The following is a 19,347-nucleotide window of genomic DNA, read 5'->3' on the forward strand; positions in this document are numbered from 1 at the left end:
GTGCCCAGGTCGCGCCGCTGGCGAGCGCCCATACTTAGGTAGCATGGGCAGCTTGCAGGCGGCGCGGCACACTGGCGAATAACCACAAGGTTGGCCGAGATGACCCGAGAAGACCGCTTTGCGCAGGCGGGCAAAGCCGCCATCATGCAGAATATTCAGGGCACCATCAGCTTTCTGCTGGCTTATCCGCCGTTCAATCAGATGGAGCAAGCCCACCTTGCCTGGCTGGTGGAACACGCCCAGCTGCGCTTCTATGCCGCAGGCGAACAGATACTGCATCCTCAGGACGGGCCGGCTCAGCGTTTCTTTATCGTCAAGCAGGGTCTGATTCGCGGCGAGCGCTTGATTGCCGGCCAGGCCAAGCCCGATACCACTTTCGAAATCAGTGCTGGCGAGTGCTTTCCCCTGGCGGCCCTGATCGGCGAGCGCGCCACCCGCACTATCCATCTGGCTGGCGAAGATACTTTTTGCCTGACGATTGATCGCGAGCACTTCGTCAGCCTGTTTCGCCGTTCTCTGCCGTTTCGTGACTTTGCCCTACGCGGCGTCAGCAGCTTGCTGGATCAGGTCAACCATCAAGCGCAACAGCAGGCCAGTGAAAGCCTGGGCTCACACTACTCATTGGATGCTCGCCTGAGCGAACTGAGCGACCGTCAACCGGTAACCTGCTCTCCCGTCACGCCCATTCGCGCAGCCGTGCGGCTGATGCACGAAGCCAGCGTGGGCAGTATCGTGATTACCGACCCGCAGCAGACCCCACTAGGCATATTTACCCTGCGCGACTTGCGCGGTCTTATTGCCATTGCCGAAACCGATCTCGAGCAGCCCATCAGCCAGGTAATGATCACCAACCCCAGTCATCTGCCCTCCTCAGCCAGCGCCTTTGACGCCGCCATCGCCATGACCGGGCAGCACATAGCTCACATTTGTCTGGTGGACCGGGGCCGGCTCACCGGCGTGGTCTCCGAGCGGGATCTGTTTTCGCTGCAGCGCGTCGACCTGGTGCACATCGCCCGCGCGCTGCGCGAGGCACCGGAGCTGGAAGCCCTGGTCGCCCTGCGCCGGGATATACGCCGGCTGGTCGACAGCATGCTTGCGCACGGCGCATCCTCCACCCAGGTGACGCGCATTATCACCCTGTTGAACGATCACAGCGTATGCCGTGCCATCGAGTTGTGCATAGCCGAAATGGGCGATCCCGGCATGCCGTTCAGCTGGCTGTGCTTTGGCAGCGAGGGCCGGCAAGAGCAAACCCTGCATACCGATCAGGACAACGGCATCCTGTTCAATGCACAGACGCCGGCGCAGGCCGAAGAAACCCGCCGGCGCTTGCTGCCCCTGGCGCGACGCATCAATCAGGCGCTGGCTGACTGCGGCTTTACCCTGTGCAAGGGCAACATCATGGCTGGCAATCCCGAGCTTTGCCTGTCCACCAGCGAGTGGGCCGAACGCTTCGGCAAGATGATTGCCAGCACCACGCCGAAAAACCTGCTGGCCTCCTCCATCTACTTTGATTTTCGCGTGGTCTGGGGTGTCGCCTCGGCAGCGCAGAGGATGTTCGACTCGGTGTTGCAACGGATCGCCGGCAACACCCTTTTCCAACAGCAAATGGCGCAGAACGCCTTGCTGCACCGTCCGCCCATTGGCCGCCTGCGCGAATTCATTCTGGCGCGCAGCGGCAACGATAAAGACACCCTTGATCTCAAGGTGCAAGGCCTGGGCCCCTTTGTCGATGGCGCACGGCTCCTGGCACTGTCCAACGGCATCACCAGCAGTAACACCCTTGTACGTCTGCAGGCGTTGCGTGACGCCAGGCTGATTGAACCGCTGGACGCCGACGCCTATGTCGAGGCGTACCAGTTCATTCAACTGATACGCATGCAGCAACATCAGCTGCAGGATCGTGAGGGCCGGGCGCTGAGCAACCGCATAGATCCTGATCAGTTGAACCACCTGGACAGGCGCATCCTGCGCGAGTCCTTTCGCCAGGCAAAACGTTTGCAAGCCAGTCTGGCACTGAGATACAACCTGTGAACCCGTTGCACTGGCTGCCCAAGCGCAGAGCGGAGCGGCTGAGCGAACCGCAGCGGCAACGGTGCTTCAACCTGCCCAAGGCGCAGTTACTTGATGGCAGGGCGTTGGACGCCACGCGGCTGGTCGTGGTTGACCTTGAAACCAGCGGCCTGAATGTGCACCGCGATCGCATCCTGTCGGTGGGCGCCGTGGTAATCGAGGACCGCTGCATAGATCTCGGCAGTCAATTCGAATGCACGCTCTATCGCGACGATCACCAGGTCACCGAATCGGTACTTATCCATGGCATCGCGCCCAGCGCCATCGCCCAGGGAATGGACGCCGCGGACGCGCTGCTGGATTTCATGGAGTTCGCTGGAGAGTGCGTGTTTCTTGCCTTCCACGCTCCCTTCGATCAGCGCATGCTGCTGCGAGGGCTGCGCCAGGATCTGGGCTACCGGTTACGCCACCGCTTTATCGACGTGGCCGAACTCGCCCCCATGCTCTGCCCAGAAGCCAAGCTGCCGCACGGCAGTCTGGATGAGTGGCAGCAATACTTTGGTTTGCGCAACAGCCAAAGACACAACGCCGCTGCTGATGCGCTGGCTACGGCAGAAATCATGCTGATACTGCTGGCCAAAGCAAAAGCCCAGGGGCTGGTGAGTCTCGCAGAGGTCAAGAGCCGTTTGGGACAGTGGCGCAGACTGCGACGTGCGCGAGTTGGCAGCTTTTGATTGAACTTCGCCTTTTATCCGCAAACTAAGCTGATAAGTCCGAATTTAACCGCCATTGTGTCCAATTCATGCCCGTCAAGTCTGGCACGAAAAGACAATGCCTGTTAAGTTGCGCGCCCTCAATTACAACTCACCGCGCTGGAGTACCGCCCTGATGAGAAAACACGCCTGGCTAAAGGCCCCCCTTGCTGTTGCGATCTGCACTCTCACCCAACCCGTTCTGGCCAACGGCCTGTCAATCAATGAGCAGAGCGCCAGTGGCATGGGCACCGGTTTCGCCGGTCGGGCGTCCTCAGCGGAAGATGCCAGCACGTTATTTGGCAACCCCGCCGGCATGTCGAAACTTGACCGCGCAGAAGTCAGCGGTGGCTTTGCAGTGATCAAGGCCGACACCGATATCAGTAATGCCAGCGGCACCTTCCCTGGCAGTAATGAGGGTGACATGGTCCCGCTCGCGGCCGTACCCTTCGGTTATTACGTCACACCGCTGAACGAAGATTGGCACTTTGGCTTGGGCATCTATGCTCCATTCGGGGTGATAAGCGATTATGAAGACAGCTTTCAAGGCCGCTATCATGGCGTTTATAGCAAGGTACAGGTTGTCAGCCTGCAGCCTACGCTGAGCTACCGCGTGAATGATCGGGTCGCCGTTGGCTTTGGCCCGACCATCAACAAGATTGACGGCAAACTCACCAGCGCGGTACCCAACGCCCTGGCCCCCGGTGTAGGCCCGGATACCAACGTCAACATCAAGGGTGATGACGTCGGCTATGGCTTCAATGCTGGCGTACTGGTGGACGTCACTGACTCGTTAGCCTGGGGGCTGACCTACCACTCCAAGGTCGATTACACCCTTGAAGGCCGCACCCGCGTCAGCAACGCACCGGTAATCCCGTTACCCGGAGTGCCTGATCTGAACGGCAGCTATGACGCCAGCCTCGACTTTACCTCGCCAGAGTCAGTGGATACCTCGATCACTTATCAGCTGAACAACCTGTGGACCCTTTACGCTGGTGCCACCTGGACGCGTTGGAGTCAGTTGCAGCAAATCACAGTTGAAAACAGCGGCGTCCCTGCGCTCTATGCCAGCCAGCTGGGCACCGTGACCGAAGAACTGAAATGGAAGGATATCTGGTCATTTGCGGTAGGTGCGTCCTATCAGGTCAACCCCAGCTGGGTGCTGCGTGCCGGCTTTACTGTTGACCCATCACCCACCGATGACAACGACCGCACCGCGCGCATCCCCGTCTCTGACCGCAAGATCTTCTCGCTTGGCGCCGGGTGGGATGTCAACCAGGATATGACGCTGGATATGGCCTATTCCTACCTGCATGAAAGCAAGGGTGAGGTCAATTATGACGAGGCGCCCACCTACAATGCCGAGTATCAAAACAGCGCTCACGGCTTGTCAGCCCAGTTGACCTATCGTTTCTGATAGCCAGTTGCAGTAGCACGCCGTAAAAAAACGCCCCGAACCAGTCGGGGCGTTTTCGTCACATTGCTGACAAGCTTATTGCCTAATGATCGATAGCGGCTCCGGCACCACGGGGTACGCGGATATCTTCAATCATGTGCTGGATGTGCTCCGGCGGTGCCTTGGTGAAGGATGCAACCGCCACCGAGGCAATGAAGTTGAAGACCATGCCCAGGGTACCAATGCCCTCAGGTGACACACCAAACCACCAATGCTCAGCGGTGTTCAGTTCAGGGCTGATGAACTTGAAGAACACGATGTAGCTGAAAGTGAACGTCAGACCCACCGCCATGCCGGCGATGGCGCCTTCCTTGTTCATCTTCTTGGAGAAAATCCCCATGACGATGACCGGGAAGAACGACGCTGCCGCCAGGCCGAAGGCAAAGGCCACCACCTGAGCCACGAAGCCCGGCGGGTAGATCCCGAACAGACCGGCAATCGCAATCGCCACCCCTGCCGCTACCCGAGCCGCCAGCAGTTCATTCTTCTCGGTGATGTTGGGTGCGATGTTGCTCTTCAGCAGGTCATGCGATATCGAAGTAGAGATGACCAACAGCAAGCCCGCTGCAGTAGAGAGCGCCGCAGCCAGACCACCGGCCGCAATCAAGGCAATAACCCAGCCTGGCAGACCGGCAATTTCCGGATTCGCCAGTACCATGATGTCGCGGTCTACGTACAACTCGGTTGCCGCGTCCGTAGGTGCATTGCTGAGCAGACGCTCGCCACTGGCACCGCGCTCACCGGTATAGCTTGGGCTGCCGGCAAAGGGCGCACCCGGGCCATACTGAATAACGCCGTCGTTGTTCTTGTCCTGCCAGGCGATAAGGCCCGCGTTTTCCCACGTCTGCAGCCAGGCGGGCACCTCTTCGTACTGCGCATCAACCACGGTATTCAGCAGGTTGGTACGGGCAAAAGCGGCAACAGCCGGTGCTGTAGTGTAGAGAATCGCAATGAAGAGCAGTGCATAACCTGCTGATTTCCTTGCATCCCGTACGGTAGGAGTGGTGAAGAAACGAACAATTACGTGGGGCAAGCCTGCCGTACCCACCATCAACGCCATGGTGATAAAGAACACATCAGTGGTCGACTTGGAACCGTCGGTATAGGCCCCGAACCCCAACTCGGCACCTATCCCATCAAGCCGCTCAATGACCGACTGCCCGGTGCCTATCACCTCACTACCGAAGCCGAGTTGCGGAATCGGGTTGCCAGTGATCAGAATCGAGATGTAGATGGCCGGCACCATGTAGGCAAAGATCATCACGCAATACTGCGCCACCTGGGTATAGGTGATGCCCTTCATGCCGCCCAGAACCGCGTAGAAGAACACGATAGCCATGCCGATAACCACACCGGTGGCAATGTCGACTTCCAGGTAACGTGAGAACACGATACCCACGCCACGCATCTGGCCAGCCACATAGGTAAAGGAGATGAAGATCACGCAGATCACCGCCACTACACGTGCAGTCTGGGAGTAGTAACGCTCACCAACGAAATCCGGCACGGTGAACTTGCCGAACTTGCGCAGATAGGGTGCCAGACACATCGCCAGCAACACGTAGCCACCCGTCCAGCCCATCAGGTAGACGCTGCCGTCGTACCCGGCGAAGGCGATAATCCCGGCCATGGAGATGAAGGATGCGGCAGACATCCAGTCAGCGCCGGTGGCCATACCATTGGCAATCGGGTGTACACCTTTGCTCGCGACATAGTACTCGCTGGTACTGCCGGCGCGAGACCAGATCGCGATCCCTATGTAGAGCGCGAAGGTCGCCCCTACAAAAAGATAAATCAGAGTTTGGGTATCCATTGCAGGACTCCTGTTCTTATTCTTCGTGGACGTCGTATTTGCGATCGAGCTTGTTCATCTTCCAGACGTACAGGAAGATGAGCACCACGAAGGCATAGATGGAGCCCTGCTGGGCAAACCAGAACCCGAGCGGGAAGCCAAAGAACTGGATGGTGTTGAGTTGATCGACGAACAGAATGCCGGCACCGAAGGATACCGCGAACCAGATGACCAGCAAGATCATCATGAACCGCAGGTTTTCCCGCCAGTAGCCGCGCGCTGCGTCTTCTTTTGACAAGGACATAACCGTCTCCAATTTTTGTTGTTATTGCATTGAACAAGGTAGCACCCGGCCCGGCAGCAAGAGACTAAGACTTTGGTAGAGTGCCGTGGCTCAGCCATGCAAAAAAGCTCGATCAGAAATAAGAAAACCCGCACAAGCCATTGATAAAAAAGGCTTGTGCGGGTTTTTATGACTTACCGGTTTGCGCCGTTAGACTAAAGCCTCATGCGCCCGCCGCTCAGTCCGCGAGGGTATTGCCGTTGGCTTCTATCACCTGCTGGTGGGAGTAGTCGGCGCGCAACGGCGGGCTGACCGTATTGATTTTCAGCAGGTAGTCCACCAGGCTCTGGGTATACAGGAGGAAGGTATTGGTCGAGCGACCATCTGCGCTCACCTCGCCCAGGGTGCTATAGCCGTCGCGGCCTTCGGCGATAAAGTCATTGGTGACCATCACATAGTTGCGCGCTGGCTCGATAGCCACCCAGTTGCCCGCCCCGTCACGTACCTGCACATTGCTGAAGCGAGTGCCCTTGGGTTGTGACATGTCCAGATCCCAGCGCAAACCCGCCGCGTAGGGCTGAGAGCCGGTAGACTCAGCAGCGTCCAGATGGTTGCTCACCGCATCTTCCAGCGCATTCACTACTTCCTCGCCGGTGATATCCAACTCGACCAGCACGTTGGTGAACGGCAACAGCGTGAAGGCCGTGTTGTAGCTGATGTCGCCAGCAGCTACCGGTACGCGCACACCACCGGCGTTCTGCAGCGAAAAGTCAGCGCGCAGGCTGGCATCCAGGAAAGCCTCGGCCACCAGTTGCGCGGCATCGCTACCCTTGGCCAGCAAATTGGCGTTCTCGCAACCGGCTACGCCGGCACTGCGGTTGGTGGTCTCGCCTGGCACCCGCACCAGGCAAAATGCCTCATTGGCAAAGCCGATCACTTCAGCCTTCTTCTCGTCAATCTGGCTCTTGAAGGTGTTCAGCACCGCTTCAGCATTGGCATCGGGCGTGGCCACGACGACCTGCGGCAGGTCATCCAGCAGCGCCAGCAGATCGGCCTTCTCATCTTCACTTACGGGTACAAAGGCATCCGCTCCGTCGGATTTCTCGAAGCTGTCGCCGATCACCAGAGATGCCTGTCCGGCGCAACTTTCCACTACGCCAGCGGCATCAAACTTCACTTGCATCAGACCGAACACCTTGGAGTACTCCCAGGCCTGACCGATACAGACCTTGTTGCCGTCCAGGTTCGTGACTTCGGTTGGGTACGGGCCGGATGAGGCATAACCCACTGATTCGAAATCACCCAACAGGCTATGCGAATCGCCACCGATAATCACGTCAACCCCGGACAGGTCAGCCGCCAGCGCCTTGTCGTTCTCGTAACCCTGGTGGGTCAGCAGGATGATGTGCTCAACGCCTTGCTCTTTCAGATTGTCTATCGCCTCCTGCGCAGCCTGTTTTTCATCCAGGAATAGCGTGGTCTCCAGCGGGCGTGACGAATTTTCCGTCTTGCCCTTGATGTCGATGCCCACGATACCTACCTGGCGGCCATCGACCTCCTTGATGATATAGGGCTTGATGTAGTCGTCCTGGGCAACCGGTGCCAGCGGCGTGCCGACAGCGGGTTTGACGTTGGCCGCCAGCACTGGCGTGGCGCAGTCATCGGTAGCCAGGGCATCGAGAAAGACCTTCAGACCGGCATCGCTGTCATCAAACTCGTGATTGCCCAGGGCAAAGGCGTCAAAACAGACGGTATTCATCATCTGCGCATCGGCTTCGCCCTGGTAGAAGGTGTAATACAGAGTGCCGGTGATGGCATCACCGGCGTGCAGCTTGATCAGGTTGGGTAGTTGCGCCTCAGCTTCTGCAAACAGCGTGGTGAGACGGGAAAAGCCGCCGAGATCTACCCGTACTGCCTCCCCGCCCAATTGCATGCTGGTGCCACTGAAGGCCTCCAGTTGCGAGTGCTGGTCGTTGATATGGGCGATGTTGATCTCAAGGCCGGCTTCGCCAGCTGCATCATCGTTATCGTCGTCGCTATCGCTGTTACAGCCAACCAGCGCCAATGAGAGCATGGCGCCCAACAGGCTTTTACGGGGTAGATCCAGCATGACGTACATCCTGTGTTTTGTCAGAAGATCAAAACACCCTAGTCAGCTGCTGTTACTCACCCATGGCCGTTTCATGACACTGCGATGAAACGGCCATGGGTCGTAGCCTCATGCCCTATTTCGGCAATGCGTAGGCGATTATCGAGTCCCCGGCCTTGGTCCCGGTGGAGCCATGGCCGCCAGCCACTACCACCAGATACTGACGGCCGTCCGCACCCAGGTAGGTGGACGGCGTGGCCTGACCACCGGCTGGCAGGCGCGCCTTCCAGCGCACCTCACCAGTGCGCAGATCGTAACCACGCACGTAATAGTCCAGAGTCCCGCTGAGGAAGGCCACCCCGCCCCGCGTGACTATCGGCCCGCCAATCCCGGGCACGCCCATCTCGAATGGCAGCGGCACGGGCGCGAGGTCACGCACCGTACCGTTGACCCGCTGATAACGCGTCTCGCCGGTCGTCAGGTCCACCCCGGCGACGTAGCCCCAGGGTGGCTGCTGGCAGGGCAAGCCGATGGGAGACATGAAGGGACTCATGCTGGTGGCATAGGGCGCGCCGAAATTTTCGTTGATGATCGGCTGGCCATCGCGGGTAACAAAACGGCTGGTATCGTCGCCGCGCGGTGTGAGTGTGGAGGTGAAAGCCAGATACACCGGCATCGCGAACATGATCTGGCGGTCGGGGTCGATTGCCACCGAACCCCAGTTGAAGGTACCGAAGTTGCCGGGATACACCAGTGTCCCCTGCTCCGAGGGCGCAGTAAAGCGGCCCTCATAGTGCAGCTGGTGAAACTGGATACGACAGGCCAGTTGATCCAGCAAGGTCGCGCCCCACATGTCCTTGCCGCTCAGCGTGGGCGGATTGAACGAAATTGCCGAGACCGGCTGGGTCGGCGCGGTAAAATCGCCCTCGGCGGCGCCTTGGGGCACCGGCTCCTCGGTGACCGGCAATACCGGCTCGCCAGTCTGCCGATTCAGTACATACACTTCCCCCTGTTTTGTCGGCGCTACCAAGGCCGGTATGCGTTGCCCCTGAATGGTCAGGTCTACCAGGCTTGGCTGCGACGGCACGTCGTAATCCCACAGATCGTGATGCACCGTCTGGAACACCCAGGCCACCTCACCGGTACTGGCATGCAGCGCCAGAATGGACGACGAGTATTTTTCCACCGCGTCACTGCGGTTGCCGCCAAACTGGTCCGGCGATTGATTGCCCATGGGCAGATAGACAATATCCAGCTCGGGATCGTAGCTCGACACGCTCCAGGAATTCGGCGCGTTCTCCGAGTAGGTTTCACCTTCGGCGATAGGCGCGATGGCCTCCGGATTCTTGCTGTCGAAATTCCACACCAGCTCACCGGTATAGATATCAAAGGCCCGGATCACACCCGAAGGGGAAGTCGTCGCGGCATTGTCATTCACTGCGCCACCAACAATGATCACCTTGTCGGTTACCACCGGTGGCGAGGTGGAGTAATAGGAGCCAGGCGTCACATTGGGCATATTGGCCCAGAGGTTGATGGTACCGTCATCGCCGCCAAAACCGGGACAGATCTCCCCCGTCGCGGCGCTGATGGCAATCAGGCGCCCATCGGAAGTGGGCACAAAGAGTCGCTTGCGGCAGTCCCCGGTCACGTTGCGGTAACCCGTTTCGCGCCGCACCTGGGGGTTGGCATCGCCCGACACGGCCTGGCCAGCCGCAACATTCTGCGGCACGCCGGCCGCCTTGCTGGTAATCTCGGCCACACTCATCTGCAAGCGCTCGGCATTGCTCAGGCTGGGATTGGCGCTGGCCCGCTGGTTGGGCTGCGGCTCACTCAGCGGCTCGGCTGGCTGACGGGCCTCAGCGGTCTGCTCTGCTTCAGTGGCGTTTACCCCATCCTCTGCAGTCTGAACCGGGCTTTGAATCTCGGCTTCATCCGCCGCCAGAGCAGAGCCAGAGCCCGCGTCATGGTATGACACACCCCGGCAGGTCATGTGCTGGGTGGTCACTGTAGGGGGCTGTTTGAGCTGCGGGTCAAAGCGCCACAGCTCCTCGCCGGTGGTCGGGTTGAGCGTGATCACAGTACCGAAGGGAGTGCACAGGTGCATGCGCTCATCGATCACCAGGGGCGTCACCTCATAGGTGGTCTCGCCCGGATCATCGCCGTCGCGCACCTCACCGGTGTGGTAGCGCCAGACTTCCTGCAGTTCACCCAGATTATTCGGATTGATCTGCGTCAGCGGTGAGAACCGCTGTCCGGCGGCCGTACGGCCGTAGGCGTGCCATTCCCCCTCCGGCACAGGATCGGCAGCTACCTGTTCACTTGCAGCCGCCGCCATGCGTTCCTCGCTGAAGGTGCCCACTATGCCTTGAGGCTGCAGCAGGGCGTAACCCGCAACGCCCGCAGAAACCAGCAGCGCCAGACAGAGCATGCCGGTATAGGCAATATGGCTGGTCTGCGAGCGCAGGCTGCGGCGCACGGTGGGTATCAGCAACAGCAGGCCCAGCGCAATCAGCAAACCACCGCGCGGCGCCAGCGCCCACCAGTCAAAGCCGACCTCCCAGACCGACCAGCCCAGGGTCGCCAACAGGGCGATAGCGTAGAGCATGAGGCCCACCGCGTGGCGTGCCAACAGCAGTGCGCCGGATGCCAGCAACACCAGCCCCAGCAGCAGATAGAACCAGCTGCCGCCAAGGAACGCCAGCCAGGCGCCTCCCGCGGCCAGAGCCAGGCCACAGAGCAGTACCAGCAAAGCGATGATGGTGCGCAGCATAGTTCCTCCCGAATTTTGTACGCTGTCAGGTCTGTCAGTGTAGTAGATGCGCTAAGCTCTACCTTCTCATCGACTATAGCGAGACTGACATGTTCCGTTACAAATTCAAATCATGGGGTTGCTCAGCCATAGCCATTGCCCTGCTGGTGGGTCTCGTCACCGCACCGGCCAATGCCCTGTCGCTGTCCGATCTCAGCCAGGGCGACGCCAGTGCTGGCCTCAAGGACGCACTGGCTCAGGGTGCAGAGGTGGCGGTCAAGGAGCTGAGTGCGCCCGGAGGCTTCAGCAACAATCCCGACGTGCGCATCGAATTGCCCGGCAATCTCGGCAAAGCCTCCCGCGCCATGAAAATGATGGGTATGGGCGATCAGATCAGCCAATTGGAATCGAGCATGAATCAGGCCGCAGAGGCTGCTGTGCCACAAGCTCAGGCGTTGCTGGTGGATGCTATTGGCAAAATGAGCCTGCAGGATGCCAAAACAATCCTCAGTGGCTCCAACGACGCAGCCACGCGCTATCTGGAAACCAGCAGTCGCGAGCAGATTCGTGCGCTGTTTCTACCGGTAGTGAAGCAGGCTACCGACCAGGTGGGACTGGCGCAGCAATACAACAGCTTTGCCTCGCAGGCGGCTGTCTTCGGTGTGGTCGACAGCAAGGATGCCAATATCGAAGGCTACGTCACCGAACAGACGCTGGACGGGCTGTTTGAAATGATGGCGCAGCAGGAGGCCGACATTCGCAGCAATCCGGCGCAGGCAGCCACCAGCCTGGCGAAAAAGGTTTTCGGCAGCTTGTGACCTTGCCGCTGTGCCTGCTTGCCGCGCCGTCTGGTAATACGCTTTGCCAGTACGGCGCAGCGCGTCTCAGCCCCGCAGCAGTTGGGCCAGCGCCTCGGTCACCCGGCGCGTCATCTCGTAGGTAAAGTCATTGCTGGCCACCGGATGTGAGCCCAAACGCACCAGGCAGAGCTCCGCCCCCGGATTCACGTGCACCAGTTGCCCATGCACGCCCATGGCCTCGAACACCGCATCGGTGTTGTGCGAAACCCACCACTGGTTGTGGTACGAATAGCCCTCCATGCCCTTGCGACCAAAGCGCTCAAAGGCAGCCTTGTCGCCCCCGCGTTGAATTTCCCGGATGAGCTCGGCAGGCACTACCTGCTGGCCATTATAGCGGCCGTCCAGACGCAGCATTTCGGCAAAGCGTCCCAGATCGCGCAGGGTAGCGTTAAGACCGGCGCCGGCCCACTCGGTACCATTGCCGTCGAGCAGAATGTAGGCGTCCTGTTCCGCCCCCAGTTTGCACCAGATACGCTCGCTTATCTGTTGTGCCAGATCTTTCCCCGACACCCGTCGGATGATCCACCCCAGCACTTCGCTGTGCACGGTGCGATAGGCAAAATGCTCCCCGTGCGGACGGTCAGCGCCAATCGAGGGCAGGTACTGGTAAAGGCTGGCGGGGCCGGTCCATTGCGGTGACTGAGTGATACCTGCAGCCAGGCCGTAATGGATCACATCGGAAGTACCATCGGCGTAAACCTCTGAATACTTCACGTCAGCGGTCATGTCCAGCACCTGCTGCACGCTGGCGCCCGCCCAGCCGGAACCGGCCAGTTCCGGAATATGCTCTGTCACCTGCGACTGCGGATCGAGCTGACCTTCCAGCACCAGCATATGCGCGATCATGCCGGTAAAGGATTTGGTAACCGACCAGAGCATATGCGGGCTCTGGCTGTCGTGCAGATTGGGATAGGTCTCATAGATCACCTTTCCCTTGTGCACGATCAACAGGGCGTCAGCGTATGAACGATCGAGAAATTCACTGAAACCGATACGCGAGCCATCAACCAGCTCAATGGAAAGCGCATCAATGTCCGCCTGCCGGTCCGGACCGGAAGGCAGCTCAGTGGTCTGCACTGCCCCACGCGCGATCTGCCGCGACGGAATCAGCTCGCGCATATGCTGGAAGGCCCAGCGTAGCTTGGGATATTCAACCAGATAATTTGCGCGGGTTATTTGCTTGTCCGCCGGGGGCGGAAAGCCCTGCATGTAGGCCAGCTCGGCCAAGGGAATACTGGCCGAGTCTGGATAGCTGGGGGTACCTCTGGTGGTTTCCGGCTCTTCCGGAGCGCAGACAATACGGGCGTATTGCGCTGCAAAACCGACTGCGTTGAGCATGGTGAGCAAGTCCTGTCGTGAGTCGCTTGTTGTTGTGGGCACTGCTGACTCGACCCTAATCAGCACCCACAACCAATGCAAGCAACTCCGACAGACTCCGTCGAACGGATTAGCCCACCATAAGCGCAATGAATGCCGCCGCGCCTACTCCTCTTCTTTTACTCGTTTGGCAATCTCGCCAGCATCCACTTCATTGAGGTCTTCGCTTTCCACCGGCCCTTCCCACTTGTTGTGTGGCGACTCTTCATCGGGTCTGGGCTTGTGCGGCAGGTTGTTTTCACCGGGATGATTCTGGTCGTTCGACATAAGCACCTCCTGCGGGCCAGGAATGGGGCGGCCCTGTTGTTCTGATGCCAACGGGCGGCAGAGGTTCAAGGTGGCCGCGCCAGCGCCGCTTCACTGCGGCCTGTGCCTGCAACCTTTTGCAAAAAATGTTCGAACCTTTTGGTTTTCTCCCCGGTCGATTTTTCTATGAGGGCATCGCCCGCTTTTATTGCATACAACCCCGATTAATACGTTGATTACGCTCATGTCTTAGGGTGGAACAGCTGTGTTCCACACGCGAGGACGGAGAACCAGGAGAATGGCATGGGACACGCGGTAGCAACATTCAATAAGGCAAGCCTGCACACACAACCTCTGGAAAAGCCTCGTTTTTCCTCCAGAGATCATCACAAGATCCTGTTTGTGACTTCGGAGCTGAACGACCTCATCAAGGTCGGTGGCCTCGGGGATGTAGCCGCTGCCCTGCCGCGAGCACTCAATGCCTTTCACGATATGCGCGTGCTGATACCGGGGTACCGTCAGGTGCTGGAAAGCGGTTACCCCATTCGCGTGGTAGCTCACCTCAAGGGTCATGCCGCACTACCCAGCTGCCATATTGGCCGCATGGACATGCAGGACGGCCTGATCGTCTATGTGGTGCTCAACGACACCCTGTACAACCGCGAAGGCAATCCCTACGGCGATGCCGAAGGCCGAGACTGGCCGGACAACCATATTCGCTTTGCCCGTTTCGCGCTGGCGGCTGCACAACTGGCCGCCGGCGAAGGCAAGCTGGCCTGGGAGCCCGAGGTGGTTCACGCCAACGATTGGCCCAGCGGGCTGACACCGGCTTACATGAAATGGATGCAGTTGGCCACAGCCAGTGTATTTACCATCCACAACCTGGCGTATCAGGGGTTGTGCGATCCGCGCTGTCTGACCGAATTTGGCCTCCCCGACGACTACGGCAGCGCGGATGGGCTGGAATATTACGGGCAACTCTCACTACTCAAAGCCGGCATCAACTATGCCGACCGCGTCACCACGGTGAGCGAAACCTACGCCCAGGAAATCACCACGCCAGAACTCGGCTGTGGGCTGGAGGGACTGCTCGCGCTGAAGTCACGCCAGGGCCTGCTCAGCGGCATCGTCAATGGCATCAATGAAGATTTCAATCCGGCAACCGATCCGCATCTGCTGAGCCATTTCGATACCCGTCGCTGGCAGGGTCGCGCGAATAACGCCCGCCATGTCGAGGAGTATTTTGGCGTTGAGTCTGGTGACGGACCGTTATTCAGCGTTGTCTCCCGCCTGGTCCACCAGAAAGGTATAGACCTCACCCTTGAGGTGGCAGATCACCTGGTTAGCCAGGGCGGCCGCCTGGTAGTCCTCGGCCGCGGTGAGCGTCAACTGGAAGAGCGCATGAAAGCGCTGGAAGCTCGCTACCCGGGACGAATCGGCGTGCAGATCGACTTCACCGAGACCCTGGCCCGGCGCATTTTTGCCGGCAGTGATTTCCTGCTGATGCCCTCGGTATATGAACCCTGCGGGCTAAGCCAGATGTATGCACAATGCTTTGGCTCGCTGCCCATCGCCAGACGTACCGGCGGGCTGGCCGATACTATTGAAGACGGCGTGACTGGCATCCTCTTCAATAAGCTGGATCGAGAGGAGTATATCAACGCGCTGGACCGCGCCTTCGCCATCCATCGTCATCCGCCGCTGATGCGCGCCATGCGGCGCAAAGCCATGGCTACGCCAAACTACTGGCAGCAGGCGGTGCGCCCTTACGCGAGCCTTTATGACGCTCTGGTAGAACAGCGGAGCACGCTGAGCGGCGCACAGACCCTGGCGATGGTGCAGGCATGCCTGGGCTGAAGGCCAGCCACGGCGCGCAGCTGCTGGACCCCTGTCATACCCGCTTTCGCCTATGGGCGCCGGACGCACGGCAAGTGGACCTGCGGGTTGCCGGTGGTGGCCTGCATGCTTTGCAGCCTCAGGCTGATGGCTGGTTCGAAGCCACAGTGGCGGTGGGTGCCGGGGTGGAATACTGCTACCGCATCAATGATCGACTGGAGGTGCCGGACCCCGCCTCGCGCCAACAGCGCCGCGGCCCCCACAGCCCCAGCCTGGTGGTTGACCCGCAGTCCTACAGCTGGGACACGCCAGACTGGCAGGGCCGGCCGTGGGAAGAAACGGTCATCTATGAATTGCATGTAGGCGCGCTCGGCGGCTTCAGACAGGTGGAAGGCTGGCTGCCACATCTGCGCGAACTGGGCGTCACTGCCATCGAATTGATGCCACTGAACGAGGTACCTGGGGAGCGCAATTGGGGCTATGACGGAGTGTTGCCCTATGCACCCCAGTCCAGCTACGGCACCCCGGATGAACTCAAGCACCTGGTTGATCGCGCGCACGCCCTGGGCCTGATGGTGTTTATCGACGTGGTCTACAACCACTTTGGCCCCGATGGCAACTTCCTGGCTGAGTACGCCAGCGACTTTTTCCGCAACGATATCCCTACCCCTTGGGGCGCGGCGATAGATTTTCGCAAGCCGCAGGTACGCGACTTCTTTATCGAGAATGCGCTGATGTGGGTGCATGAGTACCGCGTTGATGGGCTGCGGCTGGATGCGGTGCACGCCATTGAGGATCGGAGCCTGCTGACTGAGCTGGCCGAACGGGTCAAGGCCAGCCTGAGCGAAGGTCGGCATCTGCATCTGATACTCGAGAACGAAGGCAACGATGCGCACCTGCTGGAACGGCACTACCGGGCTCAGTGGAACGATGACGGCCACAATGTGCTGCATCATTTGCTGACCGGTGAGCAGGACAGCTACTACGCCGACTTCGCCGCGAACGGCACGGAGAAACTGGCACGCTGCCTACGCGAAGGCTTCATCTACCAGGGTCAGGCCAATCGCCACGGTAAGGCCCGCGGCACGCCCAGTGCGCACCTTGACGCCACTCGCTTTGTGCTGTTTTTGCAGAACCACGATCAGATCGGCAATCGCGCCCTGGGTGAACGCCTGATCAACCTGACCGGCGAAGCCCAGCTCAAGGCTGCGGTCGCCTTGCTGGTACTCAGTCCCATGGTACCGCTGCTGTTCATGGGTGAAGAGTGGGGCTGCAGCCAGCCATTTTTGTTCTTCACTGATCACCATGGCGAGTTGGCTAGCGCAGTGCGTGAAGGCCGGCGCAACGAGTTTCGGGAATTTGCCGCTTTCGCCGACGAGCAACAACGCGAGCGGATCCCCGACCCCAATAGCCCGGAGACCTTCACCCAATCACAGCCCAATCTCGGCGAGCTGAACGAGCCCAGACACCGCGCCTGGCTGGAGTACTACCGGCACCTGCTCTCACTGCGTCACGGCCAACTGATCCCGCGCCTACCCGGAGCCCGCTCGCAGGGTGCGCAGGTACTGGGCCCCAAGGCGGTTTCCGCGCGCTGGCGCATGGCGGACGAGGCGCTGTGGCGTATCGATCTGAACCTGTCATCACAGCCTTGCGCCCTCCCCCCGTTGTCCGCCACAGCCGAAATAATCTTCACCGTCGGCTTGACGCTCGCCGACTCCCGTGAGCAGCGGCTGCCTGGCTGCAGCGCATTGATCAGCATGGATAAAAAGTTATGAACAACTCCCAATTGGCCCGGTTGGCCAGCACCGTTGGCCTGAGCGTCGACTGGACCGACGCGCACGGCAAGCCGCAAACCGTGGGCGATGCGGCGCTGCGCAAACTCCTGGCGGCGCTTGGCTATGCTGCTGAGACTGAGGCGGAGATCGGCGCCAGCCTTGAGCGCGCGACCATGGAGCGGGACCAGGCCATGGCTGGTCCGCTGATTACGTTGGTGGCCGGCCACCCCTGCCCGCTTGGCGACCGTTTTCATCGCTTCGCCCGCTGCGAAATCACCACCGAACAGGGCGAGCATATCGAGACCCAGTTGGACCACAAGGCCTGCCTGGTTCAGTCACTGCCCTACGGCTATCACCAGTTACGCATCGCCGACCAACAGCTGACGCTGGCAGTCACGCCTGCCAGCTGCCAGAGCGTAGACAGCCTCACCGGCGAAACCGAGGCACGCATCTGGGGCTTGAGCGCCCAGTTGTATTCACTTCGCCGCGAACACGACGGCGGCGTGGGCGACACCCTGGCGCTGCAGCAGCTGGCCGCCCGCGCCGCCAGCTACGGCGCAGACGCCCTGGCGATCAGCCCGGTGCACGCAATGTTTTCCGCCATGCCGGACCAGTACAGCCCCTACTCGCCATCGAGCCGCTCGCTGTTCAATGCGTTGCACAGCGCACCTGCACAGATACTCGGCGAGGACGCTGTGGAGCGGGCTGTGCTGGCGTGCAACCTGAGCGAGCAGCTGGCCTTGCTGGAATCCGCCCCCATGGTTGATTGGCCAGGCGTTAACGATGCGCGCCTGCGCCTGTTGCGCCGCCTGTATGACAACCTGCTGGCGGAGCAACCGTTACCGCTGCAGGATTTTCGGCGCTTCTGCCTCGAAGGCGGCAGTGCGCTGCATCAACACGCCTGTTTTGAAGCTCTGCACGCGCATATGCAGCAAGAGTTTGGCAGTAGCGATTGGCGCCAGTGGCCCGAGCCTTTCCGCGACCCCGCCAGTGCAACTGTGCAGCGCTTCGCCAGCGAGCACGAAGACCAAGTTGGCTTTCATCTGTTCTGCCAGTGGCTGATGGCCCGCTGCCTGGAGCAGACCCAGAACGCCAGCAAGGCCGCCGGCATGCGCGTGGGTCTGATTACCGACCTAGCCGTCGGCGCCGATCCCCGGGGCAGCATGGCCTGGTCGCGCCAGGGCGAATTGTTGAGTTCGGTGACTGTGGGCGCGCCACCGGACATTCTCAATACCCACGGCCAGAACTGGGGCGTCGCCGCGTTCTCACCGCGCGGGTTGCAGGCGCATGGCTACACCGCGTTCATCGAAATGTTGCAGGCCAACCTGGCCTACGCTGGTGGCGTGCGTATTGATCACGTGATGGGCTTGCAACGCCTGTGGGTTATCCCCGAAGGCGGCTCCCCGGCCGAGGGCGCTTACCTGAACTACCCGTTCGCCGATCTGATGCGATTGCTGGCGCTCGAGTCCTGGCGCAATCACGCGTTGATCATCGGTGAAGATCTGGGCACCGTCCCCGGCGGCCTGCGCGAAGCCCTTGCGGAAAACCGGCTGTTGGGCATGCGCGTGCTGCTGTTCGAGCAGGATGAGCAAGGGGAATTCATTCTTCCGGATCAGTGGCCCAGCGATGCGCTGGCGACCACCACCACCCACGATCTGCCCACCATCAATGGCTGGATGCAGGGTAACGACATCAGTTGGCGGCACCGTCTCGCGCAGCGCACCGACACCGAGGCCCGCGAGGACCTGCAGCACCGCACCTGCGAACGCAATGCCCTGAGCAAGGCGCTGAAAATCGCCGGGCAATGCACCGCAGACATTACCTCGCCGGAGAATCAATTGGAGGCCTGCATCGGCTTCCTTGGCTGCAGTCCTGCACCCCTGGTGATGCTGCCGTTGGAAGATGCCATGGGTTCGGAGGAACAGCCCAACCTGCCCGGCCCGCCTGGAGCTCATCCCAACTGGCGCAGACGGTGGGCCGAACCGGCGGCGCACATGCTCGAGATACCCGGCGTGCAGCGGCGCTTGCGCCGCCTGGCCCTGTCCCGCCAGGCAAGCCACACAAAGGCCGTCACCGGTCCCGAATTGCATACGGCTCCGGCCGCGCAGGAATGAGG

General features: G+C 60.3%; 13 protein-coding genes. 7 read left to right on the forward strand and 6 right to left on the reverse strand.

Going from position 1 to position 19,347, the window contains the following annotated elements; genetic code table 11:
- The first annotated feature begins 99 nt into the window (after positions 1-99).
- From V7756_RS03040 to V7756_RS03050, 3 genes are all read left to right on the forward strand, one after another.
- The gene (locus V7756_RS03040) at positions 100-2,034 is read left to right on the forward strand and encodes a DUF294 nucleotidyltransferase-like domain-containing protein (protein ID WP_335608687.1); all 1,935 of its coding nucleotides are present in this window, start codon (positions 100-102) and stop codon (positions 2,032-2,034) included.
- Positions 2,031-2,747: a 3'-5' exonuclease gene (locus V7756_RS03045; RefSeq protein WP_335608688.1), complete on the forward strand. Its 717-nt coding sequence runs from the start codon at positions 2,031-2,033 to the stop codon at positions 2,745-2,747. The genes V7756_RS03040 and V7756_RS03045 overlap by 4 nt, the downstream gene beginning before the upstream one ends.
- Before the next feature lie 154 nt (positions 2,748-2,901).
- Positions 2,902-4,182: an OmpP1/FadL family transporter gene (locus tag V7756_RS03050; protein WP_335608689.1), complete on the forward strand. Its 1,281-nt coding sequence runs from the start codon at positions 2,902-2,904 to the stop codon at positions 4,180-4,182.
- Between the two features lie 82 nt (positions 4,183-4,264).
- Here the strand turns inward: V7756_RS03050 and V7756_RS03055 are convergent, their stop codons facing one another.
- From V7756_RS03055 to V7756_RS03070, 4 genes are all read right to left on the reverse strand, one after another.
- Positions 4,265-6,034, reverse strand: coding sequence for a sodium:solute symporter family protein (locus tag V7756_RS03055; protein WP_335608690.1), 1,770 nt, complete (start codon positions 6,032-6,034; stop codon positions 4,265-4,267).
- Positions 6,035-6,050: 16 nt separating this feature from the next.
- Positions 6,051-6,317, reverse strand: a complete 267-nt coding sequence (locus V7756_RS03060) for a DUF4212 domain-containing protein (protein WP_335608691.1) — start codon at positions 6,315-6,317, stop codon at positions 6,051-6,053.
- Between the two features lie 217 nt (positions 6,318-6,534).
- Positions 6,535-8,406, reverse strand: coding sequence for a bifunctional metallophosphatase/5'-nucleotidase (locus V7756_RS03065; protein WP_335608692.1), 1,872 nt, complete (start codon positions 8,404-8,406; stop codon positions 6,535-6,537).
- A gap of 115 nt (positions 8,407-8,521) precedes the next feature.
- Positions 8,522-11,158, reverse strand: coding sequence for a membrane-bound PQQ-dependent dehydrogenase, glucose/quinate/shikimate family (locus V7756_RS03070; RefSeq protein ID WP_335608693.1), 2,637 nt, complete (start codon positions 11,156-11,158; stop codon positions 8,522-8,524).
- An 89-nt stretch (positions 11,159-11,247) separates the two neighbouring features.
- On the opposite strand from V7756_RS03070, the gene V7756_RS03075 reads away from it, so the two are divergent.
- Entirely contained in the window at positions 11,248-11,955 is a 708-nt protein-coding gene (locus V7756_RS03075) for a DUF4197 domain-containing protein (RefSeq protein WP_335608694.1), read from the forward strand.
- Between the two features lie 66 nt (positions 11,956-12,021).
- On the opposite strand, the gene V7756_RS03080 is transcribed toward V7756_RS03075, so the two are convergent.
- Both V7756_RS03080 and V7756_RS03085 read right to left on the reverse strand, forming a co-directional pair.
- Positions 12,022-13,335 (reverse strand): serine hydrolase domain-containing protein, encoded by a 1,314-nt coding sequence (locus V7756_RS03080; RefSeq protein ID WP_335608695.1) that lies wholly within the window; start codon positions 13,333-13,335, stop codon positions 12,022-12,024.
- Between the two features lie 144 nt (positions 13,336-13,479).
- Positions 13,480-13,641 (reverse strand): hypothetical protein, encoded by a 162-nt coding sequence (locus V7756_RS03085; protein WP_335608696.1) that lies wholly within the window; start codon positions 13,639-13,641, stop codon positions 13,480-13,482.
- A 282-nt stretch (positions 13,642-13,923) separates the two neighbouring features.
- Here V7756_RS03085 and glgA point away from each other — a divergent pair, with 282 nt between their 5' ends.
- The 3 genes from glgA to malQ are packed head-to-tail and all read left to right on the forward strand — an operon-like array spanning position 13,924 to position 19,345.
- Positions 13,924-15,477 (forward strand): glycogen synthase GlgA, encoded by a 1,554-nt coding sequence (gene glgA, locus V7756_RS03090; RefSeq protein ID WP_335608697.1) that lies wholly within the window; start codon positions 13,924-13,926, stop codon positions 15,475-15,477.
- Positions 15,465-17,231, forward strand: coding sequence for a malto-oligosyltrehalose trehalohydrolase (gene treZ / locus V7756_RS03095; RefSeq protein WP_335608698.1), 1,767 nt, complete (start codon positions 15,465-15,467; stop codon positions 17,229-17,231). Before glgA ends, treZ begins: the two co-directional genes overlap by 13 nt.
- Positions 17,228-19,345: a 4-alpha-glucanotransferase gene (malQ, locus tag V7756_RS03100; RefSeq protein ID WP_335608699.1), complete on the forward strand. Its 2,118-nt coding sequence runs from the start codon at positions 17,228-17,230 to the stop codon at positions 19,343-19,345. The genes treZ and malQ overlap by 4 nt, the downstream gene beginning before the upstream one ends.
- Positions 19,346-19,347 lie beyond the last annotated feature (2 nt).

Source organism: Halopseudomonas sp. (genome assembly GCF_036961105.1).
In the GTDB taxonomy this organism is placed as follows: Bacteria; Pseudomonadota; Gammaproteobacteria; order Pseudomonadales; family Pseudomonadaceae; genus Halopseudomonas.

Bases quoted from the DNA above. Each gene is read 5' to 3' on its own strand.
- V7756_RS03040 (WP_335608687.1), top strand. From the start codon at position 100: ATGACCCGAGAAGACCGCTTTGCGCAGGCGGGCAAAGCCGCCATCATG.
- V7756_RS03050 (WP_335608689.1), top strand. From the start codon at position 2,902: ATGAGAAAACACGCCTGGCTAAAGGCCCCCCTTGCTGTTGCGATCTGC.
- V7756_RS03055 (WP_335608690.1), bottom strand. From the start codon at position 6,034: ATGGATACCCAAACTCTGATTTATCTTTTTGTAGGGGCGACCTTCGCG.
- V7756_RS03060 (WP_335608691.1), bottom strand. From the start codon at position 6,317: ATGTCCTTGTCAAAAGAAGACGCAGCGCGCGGCTACTGGCGGGAAAAC.
- V7756_RS03065 (WP_335608692.1), bottom strand. From the start codon at position 8,406: ATGCTGGATCTACCCCGTAAAAGCCTGTTGGGCGCCATGCTCTCATTG.
- V7756_RS03070 (WP_335608693.1), bottom strand. From the start codon at position 11,158: ATGCTGCGCACCATCATCGCTTTGCTGGTACTGCTCTGTGGCCTGGCT.
- V7756_RS03075 (WP_335608694.1), top strand. From the start codon at position 11,248: ATGTTCCGTTACAAATTCAAATCATGGGGTTGCTCAGCCATAGCCATT.
- V7756_RS03080 (WP_335608695.1), bottom strand. From the start codon at position 13,335: ATGCTCAACGCAGTCGGTTTTGCAGCGCAATACGCCCGTATTGTCTGC.
- V7756_RS03085 (WP_335608696.1), bottom strand. From the start codon at position 13,641: ATGTCGAACGACCAGAATCATCCCGGTGAAAACAACCTGCCGCACAAG.
- glgA (WP_335608697.1), top strand. From the start codon at position 13,924: ATGGGACACGCGGTAGCAACATTCAATAAGGCAAGCCTGCACACACAA.
- treZ (WP_335608698.1), top strand. From the start codon at position 15,465: ATGCCTGGGCTGAAGGCCAGCCACGGCGCGCAGCTGCTGGACCCCTGT.
- malQ (WP_335608699.1), top strand. From the start codon at position 17,228: ATGAACAACTCCCAATTGGCCCGGTTGGCCAGCACCGTTGGCCTGAGC.